The organism is Falsiroseomonas tokyonensis (assembly GCF_019024325.1).
In the GTDB taxonomy this organism is placed as follows: domain Bacteria; phylum Pseudomonadota; class Alphaproteobacteria; order Acetobacterales; family Acetobacteraceae; genus Falsiroseomonas; species Falsiroseomonas tokyonensis.
Window position 1 is genome coordinate 51,912 of sequence record NZ_JAFNJS010000008.1, and the last position, 21,014, is coordinate 72,925.

Below are 21,014 nucleotides of genomic sequence, written 5' to 3' on the forward strand. Positions count from 1 at the left end.
CCGAACCATCGCCCGCGAGGAGATTTCGACACCATGGCTCTCGGTCCCGACAACCGCTTCCAGACGGGCGCGTCGGCCTGGACCCAGCCCTATGGGCGGGCCGCGGGCGTTGACGCCGCCGCACTCGATGCGGGCCTGCGCGCCTATATGCTGCGGGTCTACAACTGGATGGCCTCCGGTCTCGCCCTGACCGGCATCGTCGCCTATTTCATCGCCTCCAACCCGGATATCGCCAGCCTGTTCTACCAGGTGGTGCGCACGCCGCGCGGCAATGCCACGGCGCCGACCATCCTGGGCTGGGCCGCGATGTTCGCGCCGCTGGCCTTCATCCTGGTGCTGAGTTTCGGCATCAACCGGATGAGCAAGACCAGCGCGCAGGCGCTGTTCTGGGCCTTCGCCGCCGTCATGGGCGCGTCGATGTCCAACATCTTCGCGATCTATACCGGCGCCTCCATCGCCAGCACCTTCTTCATCACGGCCGGCATGTTCGCGGCGATCAGCCTGTATGGCTACACCACGAAGGCCGACCTGACGCGGATGGGCAGCTTCATGATGATGGGCCTGATCGGCATCATCATCGCTGGCCTGGTGAACATGTTCCTGCAGAGCTCCGCCCTGCAATTCGCCATCAGCGTGATCGGCGTGGTGGTCTTCGTCGGCCTCACCGCCTACGACACACAGCGGATCAAGGCGGACTATGTGGAACACGCCTATGCCGAGGGTTCGGACGAGGCCGGCAAGCGCAGCGTTTTCGACGCGCTGGGCCTGTACCTGAACTTCGTGAACCTGTTCCAGCTGCTGCTGCAGTTCATGGGCGTGCGCCAGAACAGCGATTGATAGGCGACACCGCAAGGTGATGCGGGGCGGGGCGCAATCCGGAAGGGTTGCGCCCCGCTTCCGTTTTCGGGCCCCGCAATGGTATGGATCGGCCGTGCGCCTCCGCCCCGCCCTTACCCGGCTGCTGGTCCTGCTGCTGCTGCTGCAGTGGGGCACCGCCTTCGGCCATTGCCTGAAGCTGGCCGCGCCGCATGGCGCGCTGCCGGGCGTGCTGCACATGGACATCTGCACGCCGGAGGGGCTGCGCAGCATCGCGCTGCAGTTCGATCCCGGCGAGGCGCCGAAGGCGGATCATGCGGCCGGCATGCTCTGCCCGCTCTGCGGCGGTCTCGGCGGCGCCGCGCTGCCGCCGCCGCCCGTCGCCCTGCTGCCGCCCCTGCTGCTGGTGCAGACCGAGGCGCCGCCCCCCCCCAGCACGCCCAGCCCGGCCCCGCCGCCGCGCTGCCAGCCTCCGCCGAGGGCCCCGCCCACCTCCTGAACCCCGCGGATTTCTCCCCAGGATTCAGGATCAGGACCATGTTGAAGACGACGCTCGCCGCGCTGGCCCTTGCCGGCGCCGCGCTCGGCAGCCTGCCGGCCGCCGCCCATGTGACGCTGGAGACCCAGCAGGCCACGCCCAATTCCACCTACCGCGCCACCTTCCGCGTGCCGCATGGCTGCGACGGCGCCCCCACCATCCGCTTCACCGTCCGGGTGCCGGAAGGCGTCACCGTGGCCCAGCCCATGCCGAAGCCCGGCTGGACGCTGCGCACCGTGGCGCGCGGCGAGGCCGCGGACGGCCATGGCGCCACCCCCCCGCTTGCCGAGATCATCTGGGAAGGCGGGTCCCTGGACAGCGCGCATTACGACGAATTCGTCGTCCGGATGCGCCTGCCCAATACCCCTGGCGAGCTGTTCTACATCCCCGTGGTGCAGGATTGCCCGGACGGCAGGCAGGCCGCCTGGGTCGAGATCCCGGAGCCCGGCCGCCGCATCACCGACTACCGCATGCCCGCCCCGGCCGTGCGGCTCACGCCGCGCAACTGAGGATCACGCCATGACCCAGACCCGCCGCTTCCTGCCGCTCGCCGCCGCGGCCGTCGCCGCCGGCAGCCTGCTCGCCCCCCGCCGCGCCGCCGCTTGCGATGCGGAGGCGATGGAGGCCCACCTCACCGCCGTCTGCGACGGGGCGCTCGCCCCCGCCCGTGCGGCGCTTGAGGCCGCCCTGCCGCATGCCACCCAAGCCGAGGTGCTGGCCATGCAGCGCGCGCTCACCATCGCGAACGGCACCTGCACCACCGGCGACCCGGTGGCCGGCGCCCGCATCGCCGCGAACCTGGCCCGCCTGGCGGGCCGTATCGAGGGCCGCGCGGGCATCGGCCCGGACAGTCTCGAACTGCTGGGCTGAGGACAGGGAGCTGAGGACAGGGACATGACGGATTTCTCGCGACGCGCCGGCCTCGGCGCGCTGATCGCACTGGTCGCGACCGGCGGCCAAGGCCAGGCCCAACCCCAGGCCACCATCCGGGCCGAGGCGGGCTGGAGCCGCGCCGCCGGCGCCGGCCGCACCGGCGCCGGCTACCTCACGCTGCGCAATGGCGGCGCGGCGGACCGGCTGGTCTCCGCCCGCGCCGAGATCGCCCGCGCGGTGGAGCTGCACACGCATATGCACGACAACGGCGTGATGCGGATGCGCCCGGTGGAGGCGATCGAGGTGCCGGCCAATGGCAGCGTCACGCTGGAGCCGGGCGGGATGCACCTGATGCTGCTGGAGCTGAAGCGGCCGCTGAACCAGGGCGACCAGGTGCCCGTCACCCTGGTCTTCGAACGGGCCGGGGAGGTGCAGCTGCAGCTCGCCGTGCAATCCGCCGGCGCCCGCGGCCCGGCACCGGCCGCGCACCGGCACTGACGCGATGCCCTGGCCATGCTGTGGTGCGTTCCGATCCCCGGGGAGCCTCACGGCATGGCCAAGCGCATCGATCCCGCCACCCTGCTGCCTGTCATCGGCTGCTCCTACCCCGTGCCGCATGACGAACCCTGCCGGGGTCGGGAACGCCGGCGGCTGGGCGATGCGGCGGGGCTGACGCAGTTCGGCGTCAACCTGCTGCGCCTGCCGCCCGGCGCCTGGTCCAGCCAGCGGCACTGGCACGGCCTGTCCGACGAATTCGTCTTCGTGGTGGCCGGGGAGGTGACGCTGGTGACCGATGCCGGCCCTGAACTGCTGCGCGCCGGGGAGGCGGCCGGCTTCAAGGCCGGCGAGGCGGATGGCCACCACCTGCGCAACCTCTCGGGCGCCGAGGCCCTGGTGCTGGAGATCGGCAGCCGGATCGAGGCCGACGACGCCACCTATAGCGACATCGACATGCTGGCCCCTCCGCATGACCGGCCGGCGATGTACACGCGCAAGGACGGCACGCCGTTGCAGGCGACACAGTCCGCGCCGCTGGCGGCGACACAGCCCGCGCCGCTGGCGGCGACACAGCCCGCGCCGCTGGCGGCGACACAGCCCGCGCCGCTGGCGGCGACCAAGCCTGGGTGATGGCCGCGCGGCGCGGGGCGGTGTAGGTCGGCGCGTGCCCCTTCTCGCTTTCGCCTTCCTCGCCTTCATCGGCCTCGGCCTGCCGGACCCGATGCCGGGTAGCCTCTGGCCGGAGCTGCGGCCCTTCTATGGGGTGCCGAATGCCGGCCTCGGCCTGATCCTGGCGGTCACCGCCGGCGGCTATGTGCTGGCCGGCATTTTTACGGCGCGGCTGATCGATGCCTTCGGCATCGGCTGGCTGCTGGTGGCGAGCCTGGCGGCGACCGCCACCGCCGCGCTGCTGCAATCCTCGGCGCCGCCCTTCCTGGGTTTCGTCGCGCTGGCCGCGCTGGCGGGCGCCGGCGGCGGGGCGGTGGATGCGGGGATGAACGCCTTCGCCGCCGCGCGCTTCCAGCCGCGCCACATGAACTGGCTGCACGGTTTTTGGGGCGTGGGCGCCACGCTCGGCCCGGCCGTGGCGGCGGCGCTGCTGGCGGCGGGCTTCGGCTGGCAGGCGGGCTACCTCGCGGTGGGGCTGGCGCTGGCGGCGCTGACGCTGGCCTTCTTCGCGACCCGCGACCGCTGGACCGGCGCCGGCCCCGCCGAGGGGCCGCGCCACACCGCCTGGACCGTGCTGCGCAACCCGGTGGCGCGGCTGCAGGTGGCGATCTTCTTCCTCTATACGGGCCTCGAGGCCGGCGCCGGCCAATGGGCGGCCACCATCCTCACCGCCGGCCGCGGCGCCACCCCGGCCGAGGGCGCCGCCGCCGCCACCCTGTTCTTCGCCGCCCTGACCGGCGGGCGCATCGGCCTCGGCTTCGTGGTGGACCGCATCGGCGCCGACCGGCTGTTGCGCCTGCTGGCGCCCGTCGCGGTGCTGGCGGCGCTGGGCTTCGGCAGCGGCCTGGCGGACCTCGCCTTCATTGGATTGCTGGCGGTGGCGCTGGCGCCGGTCTACCCGACCATCATGGCCCGCACTCCGGCCCGGCTGGGTGCCGCGGCGGCGGCGCAGGCGGTGGGGCTGCAGGTCTCGGCGGCGACGCTGGGGGTGGCGGTGGTGCCGGCGGCGCTGGGCCTGGCGGCGGATCTGGCGGGCGCGGCGGTGGTGCCCTGGCTGCTGGCGGCGATGGCGGCGGTGGTCGGTGTGCTGATCTACCGGCTGCCCACCCGCCGATGATCCTTTTCCGAGTCGGCCTGCTGCTGCTGGCGGCCCCCGCGGCGGCGCAACTGCCGGGCGTGGCGGACAGCACGGCGCGCCGGCCGGCACGGGTGGCGGAGGCGCCCTGGTCCAGCCTCGTGCGGGTGCAGTCCGAGGCCGGCGGCCGCTGTACCGGGGTGCTGATCGCGCCGGACCGGGTGCTGACCGCCGCGCATTGCCTGGTGGCGCGGCGCACCGCGCGACTGCTGCAGCCGGGTCGCGTGCATGTGCTGGCCGGCTACGACCGCGGCGATTTTTCCGCCCATGCCACTGCCACCGCGCTGCGTGTGGGCCCGGGCTTCGACCCCGCCACCAAGGGCCCGGTCGCCGCCGATTGGTCGGTGCTGCGACTGGAAAAAGACCTGCCCGGCCCGGTGCTGCCGCTGGCGGCGCTGCCGGCGCCGGGCACGGCGGCCATGCTGGGCGGCTGGCAGCAGGACCGCGCCCATGCGCTGCTCGCCGATACCGCCTGCCGTATCGAGGCCGCGCCGCGCGATGAAGCGGGCCGCCGGCTGCTGCGCCACGACTGCGCCGGCACGCATGGCGTTTCCGGCGCGCCGCTGCTGGTGCGGCAGGGACCAGGCTGGGCGGTGGCGGGCCTGACGGTGGCGGCCAGCCGCACGGCCCGCGGGGGCCTGGCCGTCGCCGCGCAGGAGGACTGGCTGCGGTAGTAACGCGCCTCAGCCCGGCTGCAGCCGCACCGCGGCAAGGCGCCGCGCCAACACATCGAGGTCGAAGGGCTTGGTGACGACGACCGCATCCTCTGGCAGGGCGACCCGGGCATAGCCGGTGACGAAGACCACCGGCAGTCCCGGGCGGCGACGCTGCGCTTCCTCGGTCATCATGCGGCCGTCCATGCCATTGGGCAGGCCGATATCGGTCACCAGGATATCGGGCCGCAGCCCCTCCTCCAGCAGGCGCAGCGCCGTCGGCCCGTCAGTCGCCTCGACGACGCGATAACCCAGGTCGCGCAGCCGCTCGGCCGCCGGCATGCGCACCGCGGTCTCGTCATCGACCAGGAGCACCGTCACGCCCGGCCGCCCGGCGCGCGGCGTGGGACCGGCATCCTGCGCTTGTTCCGCGAGGGGGGTGGCGGAGCGCGGCAGCAGGAGCTGGATCGTCGTGCCCTCGCCCGGCCTGGAGGCGATGCGCAGTGTGCCGCCGGATTGCCGCACGAAGCCATGCACCTGGCTGAGGCCGAGGCCGGTGCCCTCGCCCTGCGGCTTGGTGGTGAAGAAGGGCTCCAGCACATGTTCCAGCACCTCGGGTGTCATGCCCGTGCCGGTGTCCTGGATGCGGATCGAGACGAAGTTGCCCGGCGCGATCTCCTCCCCCGCGATGACCTCCGCGGCTGGGAGAACCAGGTCCTCGGTGGCGATGGTCAGCTGTCCGCCGCTGGGCATCGCGTCCCGCGCATTGATGGCAAGGTTGAGGATCGCGTTCTCCAGCTCGCTCCCGTCGCAGACCACGTGCCCGGCGCCATCGCGCAGATGGAAGGCGATCTCGATCGCCGGCCCCATGCTGCGGCGCAGAAGGTCGCTCATGCCGTGGATCAGCGCATCGGGATCGAGCGGCCGCGGATCCAGGCGCTGGCGCCGCGCAAAGGCCAGCAGGCGCCGCGTGAGGCCGGCCGCCCGCGCCGTCGCATCACCGGCCACCTGCAGGTAGCGCATCACATCCTCGGCCACGCCCTCGGCCAGGCGGCGCTTCGCCATGGCGAGCGCGCCCGTCACGCCCTGCAGCATATTGTTGAAGTCATGCGCAATGCCGCCGGTGAGGTGGCCGATCGCCTCCAGCTTCTGCGACTGGCGCAGGCTGGCCTCCGCCGCCATCAGCTCGCCCGTGCGTTGCTGCACATGCTGCTCCAGCTCCTCGGCGCTGCGCTGCAGCGCGTCGCGGGCGCGCATCTGGTCGTCGATATTCGAACAGGCGCCGATCCATTCGACCAGGCCGCCCGCAGCGTCGCGCAGCGGCAGGCCACGCGTCTGGAACCAGGCATAGTGCCCGGAACCGGCATGGCGCAGCCGAAAGTCGGCCTCGTAGAAGCCACGCGCCTCCGCCACCTCCCAGGCCGCCCTTGCGGCCGCGCGGTCGGCCGGGTGCACGGCCTCCAGCCATCCCGCATCCTGGCTGGCCGCATCGTCCTGGCCGGTATAGGCGGTCCATTGCGGACTGGCCCAGGTCCAGCGGCCGAGCGGGGCGGAGCGCCAGACGAGCTGGGGCAGGCCCTCCGCCAGGGTGCGGAAGCGCTCGTTCTCCGCCTCCCGCGCGGCGGCCGCCTGCGCCAGGTCCGTCACGTCCTGCACGATGCCCGCCGCGCGGGTGATCGCGCCGGCCGCGTCGCGGATCGGGAAGCCAGTGTCGCGCAGATGCACCAGGCTTCCGTCCACAGGCCGCACCACGCGGTAATGCGCGATGGCCGTCTCCCCGGCCAGGGCGCGCGGCAGCAGGCCGCAAAGCGAATCCCGGTCGTCCGGATGCACGAGATCGCGGAAGCGGCCGAGATCGGCCAGGATGGCGTCGCGTGCTTCGCCAAAAATGCGCTCGAAGGCGGGCGAGAGGTATTCCAGCCGCGTGCCGTCGCCGGAGACGATCCAGAGCACATCGGCCGAGTTCTCGGCAAAGCCGCGAAACCGCGCCTCGCTCTCGCGCAGCGCGTCCTCGGCCTGCTTGCGCGCGGTGATGTCGCTGAACAGGACGGCGACGCGGCGCAACTCCGCCGGCCCGATCCGGCAGGCAGAGACGTCGTACCATCGCCCGAGCGCCGCGGCCCGACGCGTGAAGCGCTCCGCGCCGCCGCCACCTGCGATGCGGCCGTAGATCTCGAACCAGTCCGCCTCATGGTCCGGCATCAATTCGCGCATGCGCCGGCCGATGACGTCGTGCAGGCCGGTGTGGCGCTCGAAAGCGGCGTTCACCTCGATGAAGCGGTAGTCGTCGGGCCGGCCATCCGCGCCGAACAGCACCTCGATGATGCAGCAGCCCTCGTCCATCGCCTCGAAGAGGGTGCGGCAGCGCTGCTCCTTCTCGAGCGCAGCCTTCGCGGCGCTCCGGTCGCGCAGCATCCAGAGCAGACCGGCGGGCGCCTCCGCCTCGCCCGCGCGGATGGCCATCGCCTCGATCGCCGCCCAGACGCGGCGGCCATCCTGCCGCAGCAGCCAGCCCTCACGCGACACGCGCGCGCCCGAAGACGCGGCGGCGATATCGGCAGCCACCGCGCCGCGCGCGCGATCCTCGGGCGGCAAGGCCTCGGCGAAATCCATCGTCAGCGCCTGCGTCGCGTCCCAGCCGAGCAGCTGGCGCGCGCCGCTGTTCCAGGCGAGCACCAAGCCCTCGAGGTCGGTGGTGATGATGGCGCAGTCGATCGCGCTTTCGATCACCGCGCGAAGATCGGCCTCCCGCAGGGCAATGGCGGCGCGCGATGCCACGAGCCCCGCATTGGCGCGTTCCAGCGCGGCGACCGCCGACTGGGCGGCGATCAGCCGGGCCTGCCCCTCCGCGATGCGCTGGCCCAGCGCGGCGCCCATCGCCGCGGCGCGCTTCCAGGCGACCCCGGCATCGAGCTGGGCCGCCGCCGTCCTTGCCGCGCTGGCGGCGCCTTCGCCGGCATGGCTGAGCTGTTCCGCCGTCCGGGCCTCATCGCGCTGCGCCGCCAGGCGCCGTGCCTGATCGAGTTCCTGGCGAAGCCGGGCCACCTCGCCTTCGAGGGCGGTGCGGGCCGCGCGGAGTTGCTCCAGCTCGGATGGCGGGGCGGCCGGTTCAGCCACGGCAGGTCGTCGGCGCCGATCGGCGCCCTTGCGGCAGACGCAGGGTGCGGCGCGTGGCTTTTGCGCTGCGGTTGAGAGCGGAGGTCAGGCGGCGGTGGATCGGGGCGGCGAGCCGCCGCGTCAGCGGGAGGGTGCGGGCCGCAGGGCGTTGCAGGTCAGGTCTCCGGAAAAGTCCGCCGTGGATGCAGCACCGGCACTCCGGGCTTGTCACCCGCTATTGTAACCGCTCGCGAATCGGTGATCGTGTTCGCATTACGAGTCAGGTGGCGGCGGCGCGCGGCAGGATGGCTTGCGCCATCAGGCAGCGCGGGTGCCGGCGGGCGGGCTTGCACCGGGCTGGGCGCCTGCCGGCGCGGGGGCCATCAGCCCCAGCTTGCGCAGCAGCGTATCCCGCTGCACCGGCTTGCCCAGGTAGTCGTTCATCCCGGCCTCCCGGCATTGCCGTTCGAATTCCGGGCCCACGGCGGCGGTCAGGCCGATGATGCGGGCTTCCCGGTTCGGGCCGGGCTGGGCGCGGATGGCGCGGGTGGCCTCCAGCCCATCCATCACCGGCATCTGCAGGTCCATCAGGATGGCGTCGTAGAGCGCACCGCGCGAGGCCTCCACCGCCTGGGCGCCATCCCCCGCCACATCCACCACCGCGCCCGCGCGGGACAGGACGGTGCGCATCACCAGCTGGTTGGTGGCATTGTCCTCCACCAGCAGGATGCGGATCTGCGGCCCTTCCACCGGCTCCGGCACCGGGGCGGGCGGCGCCTCGGGGCGCGGGGTCAGCGCCAGCAGCAGCGCATCGCGCAGCCGGGACGGCAAGGCGGGCTTCAGCAGCAGTCCGTCCAGCACCCCCTGGTGGCCGGCGCCCTGGCCGGCACCCTGGCCCCCTCCCAGACCGGGCGAATGGCCCTGCGCCTCCCGCGGATCGGCGGAGCCGGAGGCGCAGAGCAGCAGCCGCGGCTGGCCGAAGGCCTCCCATTCCTGCCGGATGCGCCGGGCCAGGGCCAGGCCATCCCCATCCGGCAGCTGGCCGTCCAGCACCACCGCCTCGAAGGGCCGGCCCTGGCTGGCCGCGGCCCGCAGCGCGGCGAGCGCCGTGCCGCCATCCGAGACCGCGGCCGCTTCCGCCCCCATCCCGGCCAGCTGGCGCACCAGGATCTCCCGGTTCAGCGGCAGGTCGTCCACCACCAGCACGCGCCGCCCCGACAGGCCCGCCTGCGGCTGCTGCTCGCCCTCCACCCGGCCGATCTTGACCGTGAAGCGGAAGACGCTGCCGCCGCCATTGCGCACGCCGGCCAGCCGCGGCACCGCCTCGATCCCGCCGCCCATCTCCTCCGCCAGCCGCTTGCAGATGGCCAGCCCCAGCCCGGTGCCGCCGTATTTCCGGCGGATCGAGGCATCGGCCTGGGTGAAACGCTCGAACAGCATCGCGATCTTGTCGCGCTCGATGCCGATCCCGGTATCGGAGACGGAGACGCGCAGGCGCCAATAGTCCAGCTCCGCATCCACCGAGATCGCCACCTGGATCCAGCCCGTCTCGGTGAACTTCACGGCGTTGCCGACCAGGTTGAACAGCATCTGCCGGATGCGGCCCGGGTCGCCCATCACCCGCGCCGGCAGGTCGGGCGACAGGGCGCAGACCAGCTCCACCCCCTTGGCCGCGGCGCGCGGGGCAAACAGCTCCACGATCGTCGCGATTTCCGCCTCGATATTGAAGGGCACCGCCTCCAGCTGCAGCGCGCCGGCCTCCAGCTTGGAGAAGTCGAGGATGTCGTTCAACACCATCATCAGGTGCTCGGCCGAGCCCTGGATGGTCTCCGCATAGCGCCGTTGCAGCGAATCCAGGCGCGTATCCAGCAGCAGCCCGGTCATGCCGATCACGCCGTTCATCGGTGTGCGGATCTCGTGGCTCATCGACGCCAGGAATTCCTCCTTGGCGCGGGAGGCGGCGACGGCGTGGCGCTCGGATTCCGTCAGGCGCTGGCCCTGCATCTTCAGCGCCTGCGCCTGGCGCACCAGCAGCCACAGCGCCACCAGCGTGACCACCGCGGCGGCGGCGACGCCGGCGGCCAGCAGCGCGCCCAGGCGATGCGCGCTGTCCAGCACATCCTCCCGGTTGCGCGCCACCTCCACCACGAAGGCGCCCTGCCGGGTGACGGCGAAGGAGGCGACGACCTCCGCCCGGTCCTGGTCGAGGCCCGACCAGGTGCCGGATTCGCGCCGCGGCAGGAAGTCCCGGAAGACCCAGGAGGAGGCGTTCAGCTCCCCCACCCCGTCCACCCGCCCGTCCGATCGCGCCAGCAGCAGCCCCTGGAAGGAATGGATGCGGATGGCGGCGCCGAAGCTCTCGGCATGCCGCCGCGCCACCCCCACCAGATAGTCCGGGTTGAGGATGGCGACGATGCTGCCCAGGAATTCCCCGCGCGGGCCGCGCAGCGCCCGGCCATAGGGAATCGCGTAGAGCCCGCCGGCCTGGCCCACCGCGCGGCCGGAGGGGCCGAGGTAGCGCCCGGCCTCCGGCGCGCCGAGCCGCACCGCCTGGCCGCCGAAGCGCAGCAGGCGGAACCACTCGCGATCCGCCACCGAGGCCTCCCGCAGCCCCTCCACGGAACTCGCCAGGATGAAGCCCTGCGCATCGGTGATCAGCAGCGCGCGCATCTGCGGCACGTCGCGCACCCGCGTGGTGACCTGCCGCGCCACCTGGCCCGGCTCCAGCTCCGCCAGGCGCTCCGTCGCATCCACCAGGACCAGGTCCACCGTCTGCATCGCGCGGGTCAGCTGGTCCGCCAGGCCCGCCGCCACGCCCTGGGTCAGGCGCTCCGCCTCCGCGATGGCGTCTTCCTGGCCGCGATGCATGAGGATGCTGTAGATGCCGACCAGACACAGGGCGACCAGCCCGACGGCAGCCGAGAACAGCAGCCAGGGACGTGGCTCGGAGGGGCGAGGAGCACCGAGGCCGAGCGAACGCCGCAGGGCGGAACGGAGTGGGGTGATGCGCGGGACCATCTTTGCGACAGTTCTTATCGGCCTTTCCGTCTTAATTTGCGAGCGCGGAGACACGGCCCGGGCGCAGATTTTGGATGCGAAACATTACCATCAGCCCATGGGCACGCCTGCCGCCGCGGTCACCCTCGCCAATGCGGCACAATCCCCCCGTCTTTCCACAATCAGGGCGCGTGGTGAGCTGCAGGTCTGCATCTGGCCCGAGTATTTCGCCATCTCCTACCGCAACCCCAGGAATGGGGAGATGGAGGGGTTGGATATCGACATGGCGCGCGCCCTGGCCACGCGGCTCGGCGTGCGCCTCAGCTTCGTCGAGACGAATTTTGCGGAATTCATGGACCGGCTTGAGGATGGCGGCTGCGACATCGCCATGATGGCGGTCGGCGTCACCCCGGCCCGGGCGCGGCGCGTCGCCTTCTCAAAGCCCTATATGGCCAGCCCGGTCTATGCGGTGACCACGCGCACCAATACCCGCATCCAGTCCTGGCCGGATATCGACCGCGCCGGCAATGTGGTGGCGGTGGCCGCCGGCACGGTGATGGAACCGCTGATGCGCGAGACGCTGCGCAATGCGGAGGTTATGGTGGTCGCCCCGCCCCGGACGCGGGAGGGGGAGATCCTGTCCGGCCGCGCCGATGTCTTCATGTCGGACTTTCCCTATACGCGGCGCATGGTGCTGATGCATGACTGGGCGCGCGTGATCGACCCGCCCGGCCGCTTCGGCGATACGCTCTATGCCTATGCCATGGCGCGCGGCGATGCCGCTTGGCTGGCCGAGGTGAATGCCTTCCTGGAGGGCACGCGGGTGGATGGCAGCCTGGCGCGCGCCGCCCAGCGGCACGGGCTGACGCCGATCATGCTGCCCTGACGGTCCTTACGGGTCCGCGATTTCGGGTAGCGGGGCGTCGGGGCGCAGCGCAGAATATATCCCGTCCAAGCCAAAAAGATTCGGGAGGATATGCCCATGCTCACCCGCCGTTCCCTGGCCGGCCTGCTGCCGCTTGGCCTGGCCGCGCCCACCCTGGCCACGCCCGGCCTCGCGACCCGCGCGCTGGCCCAGGCCAACGACTATCCGAACCGGCCGATCCGCCTGATCGTCGGCTTTGCCGCCGGCGGCGGCACCGACCTCACCGCGCGGACCATGCAGCCGAAGCTGCAGGAGGCGCTGGGCGGAGCCAATATCGTCATCGAGAACCGGCCCGGCGCCGGCGGCAACCTGGCGACGGAAATGGCGGTCCGCGCCGCGCCGGATGGCTATACGCTGCTGATGGGCACGATCGGCGCCCTGGCCATCAACCCCACCATCTACAGCAACCTGCCCTTCAACCCGCAGACCGACCTGACGCCGATCAGCATGTCCGGCTCCATCCTGAACGTGCTGGTGGTGCCCTCCGACCGCCCCTGGCGCAGCGTGGCGGAGCTGGTGGCGGCGGCCAAGGCACGGCCGGAGACGCTGACCTATGGCTCCTCCGGCGTCGGCGGGGCGGGGCATCTGGCGGGCGCGCTGCTGGACCAGATGGCGGGCATCAAGACCATCCACGTGCCCTATCGCGGCGGCGGGCCGCTGATGAACGACCTGGCCGGCGCCAAGATCGACTTCGCCTTCTCCACCGCCCCCACCGCCATGCCGCAGGTCGAGGGTGGCCGGCTGCGGGCGCTTGCGGTGCCGACGCTGCAGCGGTCCGAGCTGCTCCCGAATGTGCCGACGGTGGCGGAGCTGCTGCCGGGCTACGAGGTGGGCAACTGGTACGCCCTGGTCGGGCCGCGCGGCCTGCCGCCGGCGGTGGTGGAGAAGCTGAACGCGGCGATGCGCCAGACGCTGACCGATCGCACCATGATCGCGCATCTGGCGCGGCACGGGGTCGATCCGCTGGCCTCGACGCCGGAGGAGCTGGGCCGCTTCATCCGCGACGAGACGGCGAAATGGGCGCCGATCGTGCGTGCCACGGGGGCCTCCGCCAACTGAGGACCGGGTCGGGGCGGCCCCATTTTGGCAGGCCGCCCTTACTCTCGCGCCGGTTTTCCGCTAACCCGCCTGCGCCATGCGCCAATTCCTGGACTTCGAAAAACCCATCGCCGAGCTCGAAGGCAAGATCGAGGAGCTGCGCCGCACCACGGACGCCGGCGGAATCGACGTGGCCGAGGAGGTCAGCAAGCTGCGCGACAAGGCGCACAAGCTGCTCCAGGCGACCTATGCCAAGCTCACCCCCTGGCAGAAGGCGCAGATCGCCCGCCACCCGGAACGCCCGCACGCCTCCGACTACATCAAGGGCCTCATCGAGGACTTTTTGCCATTGGCCGGCGACCGGGCCTTCGCCGATGACAGCGCCGTCACCGGCGGAATGGGGCGGTTCCGTGGGCGCGCGGTCATGGTGATCGGCACGGAGCGCGGGCACGACACCGAGAGTCGCGTAAAACACAATTTCGGCATGGCGCGGCCGGAGGGCTATCGCAAGGCGCGGCGGCTGATGGAACTCGCCGGCCGCTTCGGCCTGCCCATCCTGTCCTTCGTCGATACCGCCGGTGCCTTTCCGGGCATCGAGGCGGAGGCGCGCGGCCAGGCGGAAGCCATCGCGCGGGCCATCGAAGCCGGACTCGACACCCCCGTGCCCTTCGTCGCCACCATCATCGGGGAGGGCGGGTCGGGCGGCGCCATCGCGCTGGCCGCGGCCGACCGAATCCTGATGCTGGAGCATTCGATCTATTCGGTGATCTCCCCGGAAGGCTGCGCCAGCATCCTGTGGCGCGACGCCGCCCAGGCCGCGACGGCGGCCGAGGCACTGCGCCTGACGGCGGAGGACCTGCGCAAGCTCGCTTTGGTGGATGCCGTGGTGGCGGAGCCGCTGGGCGGCGCGCATCGCGACCCGGCCGCCATGCTGGCCGCCGTCTCCCGCCAGATCTGGGACAGCCTGGAGCCGTTGCTGGCGCTGGATGGCGCCACCCTGCGCGCCCGGCGTCGCGAGAAGTTTTTGGAGATGGGGCGCGCGGGGGTCGTCTGACCCGCCGGCGGGTGGTTTGATCCCGCCCGCATGACGCCTCCCCCCGATAGCGGTCCCTCCCCCGCCCCCGCGGCCTCGCCGGCGGAATTGCGGCGGCTGTTCTTCCGGGTGTTTCCGGCCGTGGGGCTGGCGATGTTCGGCGCGGCGCTGGACCAGACCATCGTCGCCACCGCGCTGCCCGCCATCGCCCGCAGCCTGGGCGATGTGGAGCGCATCTCCTGGATCGTGGTGCTGTACCTGGTGGCCAATACCGTGGCCGCGCCGGTCTATGGCCGCCTGGGCGACGCCTTCGGGCGGCAGCGCATGCTGCTGGTGGCGCTGGCCGTCTATGCGGGCGGCGCCACCCTCTGCGCCTTCGCCGGATCGCTGGGCACGCTGGCGGCGGCGCGGGTGGTGCAGGGCTTTGGCGGCGGCGGGCTGATCAGCCTGTCCGTCGCCCTGATCGCGGAGGTGGTGCCGGCGCGCGAGCGTGGCCGCTTCCAGGCCTATATCGCGGCGGTCTTCACCACCGCCTCCGCCCTCGGGCCGCTGCTCGGCGGGCTGCTGGCCGAGCATTTCGGGTGGCGCAGCATCTTTCTTCTCCAGCTGCCGCTGTCCTGCTTGGCCGCCTTCCTGGCGGTGACGCGGCTGCGCGATGCCGCGCGGGGTTCGGCGCGGGGGTTCAGCTTCGACTGGTGGGGGCTGGTGCTGTTCGCGGTCTTCGTCGGGCCGGCGCTGCTGGCGCTGGACCAGGCGCGGCGGCTGGCGGCGGGGCCCTTGATGAACGCGGCCGTCCTGGCGGCGGTGGCGGGGGTCGCGCTGTGGCTGCTGCTGCGGCAGGAACGGCGCGCGCCGCATCCGCTGCTGCCGCTGGGGCTGCTGGGCAATGCCACCGTCTGGCGCTCGAACCTGATGTCCTCCTGCGTCGCCGGGGCCTTCGTCGGCACGGTCGCCTTCCTGCCGATCTATTTCGCCGCGGTGCGCGGCCTGTCCCCCACCGCCGCCGGCCTGGCGCTGCTGCCGCTGTCCGCCTGCGCGGGCTTCGGCGCGATGATCTCCGGCACGCTGCTGGCCCGCACCGGGCTGGTGATGCGCTGGCCGGGCATCGGGCTGAGCCTGTCCACCGCCATGCTGCTGGCCTTTACCTTCGGCCTGGGCGCGCTGCCCCTGCCGCTGATGGCGGCGATGCTCGGGCTGGTCTCGCTCGGCTTCGGCATGTCCTTCCCCATGGTGCAGGTGGTGGTGCAGGTGGCGGCGGGGCCGAAGCTGCTGGGCTCCGCCACCGCCTCCGTCCAATTCACCCGTTCGCTCGGCGCGGCCACCGGCACGGCACTGCTGGGCGCGGTGCTGTTCGGCGCCCTGACGCTGGCGGGGCCGGAGGCGACGCGGCTGTTCGTGCTGCTGGTGAACCAGGGGCCGGCGGCGCTGCAGGCGCTGGACGGGGCGACGGAAGCCGCCTTCCGCGCCGACATGACCATGGCCTTCCGCGCCAGTTTTGCGACCGCTGCGCTGCTGACGGGCTTCGGCGCCTGGATGTCGACGCAGGTGCCGACGCGGCGAGTCTGAGGCGCTGTCGCATTTCTGAGAAACCAACCGTTCTTTAGCCTTTCTCCCCTAATTGTGGCGGGCCCATGCGGGCCGCAGCCCAGCCCGTGCCGGATGCAGGCCCCCCCCTGGCCTCAACCTCCGGACCTGAGCCGCCGCCCCATGATCAAAGCCCTTCTACGCCTCTCCATCGCCCGCAAGCTGGCCCTCGCCTTTCTCGTCGTGATCGTGGCGGCGGGCGGGGCGGGTGGGCTGACCTGGCTGCGCCTCGACGTCATCGAGCAGGCGGCGCGGTGGAATGAGCATACCCACAAGGTGCTGGAACGCGCCGACCAGCTGGTCGGCGCCATGGTGGACCAGGAAACCGGCGTGCGCGGCCATCTGCTGAACGGCGACCCGGCCTTCCTGGAGCCCTATCGGGCCGGCGGCCAGGCCTATGCGCGGGCGCTGGCGGATATCCGCAGGCTGACCTCGGACAATGCGGCGCAGCAGCGGCGGCTGGACGAGGTAGACCGCGCCGCCCAGGCCTGGATGACCGGCCATGCCGCCCGGCAGGTGGCGCTGATGGCGCGCGGCGACGAAGCCTCTCGCGCCGAGGCGCGGCGGATGGAGGAGCAGGGGCTCGGCAAGGCCTCGATGGACGCGCTGCGCGCCAAGGCGGAGGAGCTGAGCGCCGTGGAGGAGCAGCTGCTGGTGCAGCGCACGGCCGACATGCAGCAGGCCTTCACCGATGCGCGGCTGATGCTGGGCTTCGGCACGCTGGCCGCCGCGCTGATCGCCCTGGCCTCCGCCCTGGCCCTGTCGCGCAGCGTGGCGCGGCCGATGTCGCGGCTGGCCGACCAGGTCTCCCGTATCGCGGCCGGGGACCTGACCGTCACGGTGGAAGGCGACCAGCGGCAGGACGAGGTGGGGGCGCTCGCCAAGTCCGTCGCCGTGCTGAAGGAGAATACCGCCCGCGCCCGCGCGCTGGAGGCCGAGGCCGAGGCCGAGCGCCTGCGCGCCGAGGAAGCGCGCCTCGCCGCGCAGCGCGCCATCGCCGATGAGCTGGAGCGCACGGTGGGCAGCGTTTCCGCCACCCTCGCCGGTGCCGCGACCGAACTGCAGGCCACCGTCGGCACCATGACCAGCGGCGCGGAGCGCACCGCCGAGCAGGCGATCGCCGCCGCGGCCGGCGCCACCCAGGCCAGCGCCAATGTCCAGACCGTGGCGGCAGCGACCGAGGAAATGGCCGCCACCGGCGCCGAGATCAATCGCCAGGTGACCGAGGCCGCCGAGACCGCGCGCCGCGCTTCGGAGGAGACGCGCGCCACGGATGCGACGGTGCGGTCCCTGGCCGAGGCGGCAGGGCGGATCGGGGAGGTGGTGCGGCTGATCGGCGATATCGCCGCCCAGACCAACCTGCTGGCGCTGAACGCGACGATCGAGGCGGCCCGCGCCGGCGAGGCCGGCAAGGGCTTCGCCGTGGTGGCGAGCGAGGTGAAGACCCTGGCGTCCCAGACCGCCAAGGCGACCGAGGAGATCAGCGCCCAGATCGCCGCCATGCAGAGCGCGACCGACATGGCGGTGGGCGCCATCCGCGGCATCGCCACGACCGTGGAGCGATCCAGCGAGATCGCCGCCGGCATCGCCACCGCGGTGGAGGAGCAGGGTGCGGCGACGCGCGAGATCGCCCGCAATGTCGGCGAGGCGGCTTCCGGCACCAGCGAGGTCTCGGCCCAGGTCGAGGGGGTGAATGCCGGCATCACCGAAACCTCCGCCGCGCTGCGCGACCTGCGCCAGGGCACGGAAGACGTGGCCCGCCAGGGGGAGACGCTGCGCGCCGAGGTCGGCCGCCTGGTGGGCCGCCTGCGCGCCGCCTGATCGCGCGGCGAAAGGTGGGGGCTGGCCATACCATCGCCTGGATTGGCCGGAGGCCTCCGGGCAGGTCAGCTCCGGGGGCCTCAGGCGCAACCCCGAGATGCGGATCCTGGAGCCGTTTCACCGACACCGAGGACGGTGAAACGGCTCTAGCTTATTGTTTAACCGCATTTTCCGAGTCGCCTTGCGAAGCTGCAAGGCTTGAAAAAGCTCTAGAAAACGTTGCGCCCGGTCATCCCGATCAGAACCGTGCGAAGCATGATCTGGATGTCGAGAAGGATCGACCAGTTGTGGATGTAGTGAAGGTCCAGGTCGATGCTGCGGCGGGCATTGTCAGGCGACCGCAGCGCGAAGCTGCGAAGGCCCAAGGCCTGCGCATGCCCGGTGATGCCGGGCTTGACGCGATGGCGCTCGGCGTAGCGCCGGACAAGGCCGGAGAAGCGCTCGTTGCCGACCAGCATATCGGCCACATAGGGGCGTGGACCCACCACGGACATTTCGCCGCGCAACACATTCAGAAGCTGCGGTAGCTCGTCGAGGCTCGTGCGACGCAGGATTGCGCCCACCCGGGTGATCCGGGGGTCTCTCCGCCCCATCGTGCCGCGGGTCGCATCATCCTGCGGATCGATGTGCATGGTGCGGAACTTGAGGATCTGAAACGGCTGGTTCTCGAAGCCGAGCCGCGTCTGGCGGAAGATGGCCGGGCCCTTGCTTTCCAGGCGGATGGCGGCCGCGATGAGCAGCATCAATGGCGCCAGGAGAACGAGAGCCAGCCCGGCCACCACATAGTCCTGCATGATCTTGAGCAGGCCCTGGGATCCCTTCAGGGGACGCGCCATGACCTCGAGCGCCCGCAGATTGCCCAGGGACACGATGCGCCCCTTGCCATGGGAGGCATCGTTCTGCGGCAGCGAGACCAGGATATCGGCCGAGATCCAGCCGAAATTCTCGATCAGCCACAGCAGGTCGGTCGTAGGGGACGACCGGTCCGCGATGTAGACGACGTCGATGGCATGCTGGCTCGCATAGGGCCCAAGCGCCTCGAGCGGCCCGACCACCGGAATGCCCCCGATCGAGCCCATGGCCCAGTCGTCGCGATGGGCGCGAAACACGCCGCAGAGCTCGTAGGTCTCCACCCCGTCGAAACGCCGCAATTCGTCGATGAGACGGGTGGTCACCTCATTGACGCCAACGATGACGACCCGGCGCCGCATCAGGCGCTTGAGCGCATCGGAGCTTAACCACAAGCCGTGCAGCCGGCGGCTGACCAGAAGGGCCAGCAGGGTCATGCCGAACCAGAGGGCCAGAAACGCGCCGAGGTCCGGCGTGCCCGGGGCAAAGTTGAACAGGGCGATGGAGGTGGCAAGCCAGCCCGGGAGAAGAGCGATCACCAGAAGCAGACCAGACTGCAGATGGTTCGCATAGCGTTCCACCCGGTAGGCGCGCAGGCGCTCCATGATGATCAGGAATATCGCCACCTGGATCAGGGACGATACGAAAACCTTCTGCAGGGACAGCGCCTTGCCGGCATCCAACATGTCGAAGGTGGCGGCGAGCAAGGCCACGGCGAGGACGATGGAGACGTCCGAGAACCGGACGAGCCTGTTGATCAAGCCGAGCGTCCAGCGGATCGCGGTCGCCGGCTTGCCGCCGCCTGCGGCCAGGCCCGCGGATGCAGGCGGCGCCAAAGCCAGCTAACCGCCCTCAGCCTGGGCGCCCAATTTCGAGACAACTTGTTCCGCCCGGTTCCAGACGCGGGCCAAATTGATCGGCCGGCCGCTCAACGCACCATGTCTCCAAGTTTGCGCCTGGGTAGGCAGGCTTTAACCTCTCATACACAGGTACAAGAAGCCCTCGGACGAAACAACGTATAAATTCATAGATTGTTATTAAATTTGAGCATGGCGCCGCGCGCCGAAGGCGCGGCGCGTCCACCGCCATCCCCGCGGCCGGGTTGCCTTGCCCCTTGGTGCCGTGGCTACCAGTAGGCTCCGCGTTCGATCTGGGTGACGGTTGGCGGGGCTTCGGCGCCGCTCGGCCTGACCCAGGCGGGTGTCGCGCTGTCGCGGAAGAACTTTTCCTTGTCCCAGCGCCGGCCACGAATGCCGAACAGGACCTGCGTCGGGCCGCCCATGTGGAAGCCGACCGCACCGCGGCGCTTGGCATGCGCCGCCATCAGGATGGAGATGCCCCCGGCCCCGATCAGAAGCACATCATAGGCTTCTCGCTCGACAGCGGCGATCATCCGCTCAAGTCGCGCTTCCCAGCTTGCGTCGCTGGGCGCCACCAGTCCGGGGGACAGGGGCATTTCGATCGTCCGCAGGTCGAAGGCCGGCAGGACATCGCGACCCGGCCAGATTTCGGCCCGGCGCCGATATTGTCGTTCGATGGTCGTCGCGAAGGGCGATACGACCGTGACCCGCTTCCCCGCGAGGTGCGCCGACCAAGGGTTGTCGAAATACCAGGGATCAAGCGCCTTCAGCTTGATCAGCTTGGCATTCGGCGCGTAGCGCTTCACGACCTGGGCTTCGCCCGAGTAGCCCATGAGTCCCATGATATCCAACTGACCGACAGCCTCGGTCAGCGCCTTGCAGAACCTGTCGAGCGAGGCATCGTCGGCGGGGAACAGGCCGACATTCAGGAACATCTGGTGGCGCAGCCGCGCCGGATAGGGCAGTCCTTGTTGACGTGGCCCCAGGAAGAAGCCGGCTGCCTCCGCTTCAAGTCCGCCGATCTTGCCCACCCCCAACGCGCCTCCGCGCGCCATGGACTCCGCGAGGAGGGTCTGTCCTGCCGCTTCGGACGGAATGACTCGAGCGCCAAGGCTGCGGATCCGGCTGTCCAGGATATGCTGCCGGCCCCACTCGTAAACCGGATGCAACGCATGCCACAGGATGGGGCGGTCGCGCACGAATTGGGCCAAAGCACGCCGGATTTCCATGCGCCTGCGATAACCCAGAGCGAAATTTCTGAACAGTCCCCTTTTTTAAGTGTGACTTGTCGCAAGGATGATGACGGACCTGCGTCATCTTGAACAAGGCACCCCACCCGCGACGGCTGGCTGCATCCGCGCCGTCAGGGATGCGGGGCGACGGTGATCGGCGATGCGTGGCGAAGCTGCGGCGTCTCGGCCAGGCGCTGGCTCTCCGGCAGCGCAGGACTGCGCGCCGCAGGATGGGCCGCCTGGGCCATGCACGAAGATGGCCGATGGGACAGGACGTCTCGTAAGCCGAGACGATTTGCATCAGGCAAAGTTGATCGCTAACTTCGGTTCAAGCAGTTGGTGGCTGGGAACAACGTGGGTGCCATGTCCAGGCGAGCGGGCGATGTGCGTCGGTCGA

Annotated in this window: 17 protein-coding genes; 13 read left to right on the forward strand and 4 right to left on the reverse strand. The window is 71.3% G+C overall.

What is annotated here, in order from left to right:
- Positions 1–33: 33 nt before the first annotated feature.
- From J3S20_RS23035 to J3S20_RS23070, 8 genes are all read left to right on the forward strand, one after another.
- The gene (locus J3S20_RS23035; RefSeq protein WP_216838980.1) at positions 34–837 is read left to right on the forward strand and encodes a Bax inhibitor-1/YccA family protein; all 804 of its coding nucleotides are present in this window, start codon (positions 34–36) and stop codon (positions 835–837) included.
- Between the two features lie 94 nt (positions 838–931).
- Entirely contained in the window at positions 932–1,315 is a 384-nt protein-coding gene (locus J3S20_RS23040; protein WP_216838982.1) for a DUF2946 family protein, read from the forward strand.
- 38 nt (positions 1,316–1,353) lie between these two features.
- Positions 1,354–1,863: a YcnI family copper-binding membrane protein gene (locus J3S20_RS23045; protein ID WP_216838984.1), complete on the forward strand. Its 510-nt coding sequence runs from the start codon at positions 1,354–1,356 to the stop codon at positions 1,861–1,863.
- Between the two features lie 10 nt (positions 1,864–1,873).
- The gene (locus J3S20_RS23050; protein WP_216838986.1) at positions 1,874–2,224 is read left to right on the forward strand and encodes a hypothetical protein; all 351 of its coding nucleotides are present in this window, start codon (positions 1,874–1,876) and stop codon (positions 2,222–2,224) included.
- 24 nt (positions 2,225–2,248) lie between these two features.
- The gene (locus J3S20_RS23055) at positions 2,249–2,725 is read left to right on the forward strand and encodes a copper chaperone PCu(A)C (protein ID WP_216838988.1); all 477 of its coding nucleotides are present in this window, start codon (positions 2,249–2,251) and stop codon (positions 2,723–2,725) included.
- 54 nt (positions 2,726–2,779) lie between these two features.
- A complete protein-coding gene (locus tag J3S20_RS23060; RefSeq protein ID WP_216838990.1) occupies positions 2,780–3,355 on the forward strand; it encodes a cupin domain-containing protein in 576 nt (191 codons plus the stop codon).
- Between the two features lie 34 nt (positions 3,356–3,389).
- Positions 3,390–4,511, forward strand: a complete 1,122-nt coding sequence (locus tag J3S20_RS23065; RefSeq protein WP_216838992.1) for an MFS transporter — start codon at positions 3,390–3,392, stop codon at positions 4,509–4,511.
- The gene (locus tag J3S20_RS23070; RefSeq protein ID WP_216838993.1) at positions 4,508–5,203 is read left to right on the forward strand and encodes a trypsin-like serine peptidase; all 696 of its coding nucleotides are present in this window, start codon (positions 4,508–4,510) and stop codon (positions 5,201–5,203) included. Before J3S20_RS23065 ends, J3S20_RS23070 begins: the two co-directional genes overlap by 4 nt.
- 9 nt (positions 5,204–5,212) lie before the next feature.
- On the opposite strand, the gene J3S20_RS23075 is transcribed toward J3S20_RS23070, so the two are convergent.
- Positions 5,213–8,299 (reverse strand): PAS domain S-box protein, encoded by a 3,087-nt coding sequence (locus J3S20_RS23075; RefSeq protein ID WP_216838996.1) that lies wholly within the window; start codon positions 8,297–8,299, stop codon positions 5,213–5,215.
- 297 nt (positions 8,300–8,596) lie between these two features.
- On the reverse strand, positions 8,597–11,296 hold the full coding sequence (locus J3S20_RS23080) for a hybrid sensor histidine kinase/response regulator (protein ID WP_216838998.1): 2,700 nt from the start codon (positions 11,294–11,296) through the stop codon (positions 8,597–8,599).
- A gap of 97 nt (positions 11,297–11,393) precedes the next feature.
- Here J3S20_RS23080 and J3S20_RS23085 point away from each other — a divergent pair, with 97 nt between their 5' ends.
- The 5 genes from J3S20_RS23085 (at position 11,394) to J3S20_RS23105 (ending at position 17,676) form a co-directional block, all read left to right on the forward strand.
- On the forward strand, positions 11,394–12,161 hold the full coding sequence (locus J3S20_RS23085; protein WP_216839000.1) for a substrate-binding periplasmic protein: 768 nt from the start codon (positions 11,394–11,396) through the stop codon (positions 12,159–12,161).
- Positions 12,162–12,257: 96 nt separating this feature from the next.
- Complete coding sequence (locus J3S20_RS23090; RefSeq protein ID WP_216839003.1) at positions 12,258–13,259, forward strand: Bug family tripartite tricarboxylate transporter substrate binding protein; 1,002 nt, start codon at positions 12,258–12,260, stop codon at positions 13,257–13,259.
- Between the two features lie 76 nt (positions 13,260–13,335).
- The gene (locus J3S20_RS23095; protein WP_216839004.1) at positions 13,336–14,292 is read left to right on the forward strand and encodes an acetyl-CoA carboxylase carboxyltransferase subunit alpha; all 957 of its coding nucleotides are present in this window, start codon (positions 13,336–13,338) and stop codon (positions 14,290–14,292) included.
- A 30-nt stretch (positions 14,293–14,322) separates the two neighbouring features.
- Positions 14,323–15,837 carry an MFS transporter gene (locus tag J3S20_RS23100; protein WP_216839006.1) on the forward strand — a complete coding sequence of 505 codons (1,515 nt, stop codon included), beginning with the start codon at positions 14,323–14,325 and terminating at the stop codon, positions 15,835–15,837.
- Positions 15,838–15,978: 141 nt separating this feature from the next.
- Positions 15,979–17,676: a methyl-accepting chemotaxis protein gene (locus J3S20_RS23105; protein WP_216839008.1), complete on the forward strand. Its 1,698-nt coding sequence runs from the start codon at positions 15,979–15,981 to the stop codon at positions 17,674–17,676.
- Between the two features lie 209 nt (positions 17,677–17,885).
- On the opposite strand, the gene J3S20_RS23110 is transcribed toward J3S20_RS23105, so the two are convergent.
- Together J3S20_RS23110 and J3S20_RS23115 are read right to left on the reverse strand one after the other, a co-directional pair.
- On the reverse strand, positions 17,886–19,361 hold the full coding sequence (locus J3S20_RS23110; RefSeq protein ID WP_246603194.1) for an exopolysaccharide biosynthesis polyprenyl glycosylphosphotransferase: 1,476 nt from the start codon (positions 19,359–19,361) through the stop codon (positions 17,886–17,888).
- Between the two features lie 290 nt (positions 19,362–19,651).
- Positions 19,652–20,614 carry a hypothetical protein gene (locus J3S20_RS23115; protein ID WP_216839011.1) on the reverse strand — a complete coding sequence of 321 codons (963 nt, stop codon included), beginning with the start codon at positions 20,612–20,614 and terminating at the stop codon, positions 19,652–19,654.
- Between the last annotated feature and the right edge of the window lie 400 nt (positions 20,615–21,014).

What these genes read in the sequence shown, in the direction of transcription:
- J3S20_RS23035 (WP_216838980.1), top strand. Translation starts at nt 34, where the DNA reads ATGGCTCTCGGTCCCGACAACCGCTTCCAGACGGGCGCGTCGGCCTGG.
- J3S20_RS23085 (WP_216839000.1), top strand. Translation starts at nt 11,394, where the DNA reads ATGGGCACGCCTGCCGCCGCGGTCACCCTCGCCAATGCGGCACAATCC.
- J3S20_RS23060 (WP_216838990.1), top strand. Translation starts at nt 2,780, where the DNA reads ATGGCCAAGCGCATCGATCCCGCCACCCTGCTGCCTGTCATCGGCTGC.
- J3S20_RS23055 (WP_216838988.1), top strand. Translation starts at nt 2,249, where the DNA reads ATGACGGATTTCTCGCGACGCGCCGGCCTCGGCGCGCTGATCGCACTG.
- J3S20_RS23115 (WP_216839011.1), bottom strand. Translation starts at nt 20,614, where the DNA reads ATGGAAATCCGGCGTGCTTTGGCCCAATTCGTGCGCGACCGCCCCATC.
- J3S20_RS23090 (WP_216839003.1), top strand. Translation starts at nt 12,258, where the DNA reads ATGCTCACCCGCCGTTCCCTGGCCGGCCTGCTGCCGCTTGGCCTGGCC.
- J3S20_RS23080 (WP_216838998.1), bottom strand. Translation starts at nt 11,296, where the DNA reads ATGGTCCCGCGCATCACCCCACTCCGTTCCGCCCTGCGGCGTTCGCTC.
- J3S20_RS23100 (WP_216839006.1), top strand. Translation starts at nt 14,323, where the DNA reads ATGACGCCTCCCCCCGATAGCGGTCCCTCCCCCGCCCCCGCGGCCTCG.
- J3S20_RS23070 (WP_216838993.1), top strand. Translation starts at nt 4,508, where the DNA reads ATGATCCTTTTCCGAGTCGGCCTGCTGCTGCTGGCGGCCCCCGCGGCG.
- J3S20_RS23050 (WP_216838986.1), top strand. Translation starts at nt 1,874, where the DNA reads ATGACCCAGACCCGCCGCTTCCTGCCGCTCGCCGCCGCGGCCGTCGCC.
- J3S20_RS23105 (WP_216839008.1), top strand. Translation starts at nt 15,979, where the DNA reads ATGATCAAAGCCCTTCTACGCCTCTCCATCGCCCGCAAGCTGGCCCTC.
- J3S20_RS23095 (WP_216839004.1), top strand. Translation starts at nt 13,336, where the DNA reads ATGCGCCAATTCCTGGACTTCGAAAAACCCATCGCCGAGCTCGAAGGC.
- J3S20_RS23045 (WP_216838984.1), top strand. Translation starts at nt 1,354, where the DNA reads ATGTTGAAGACGACGCTCGCCGCGCTGGCCCTTGCCGGCGCCGCGCTC.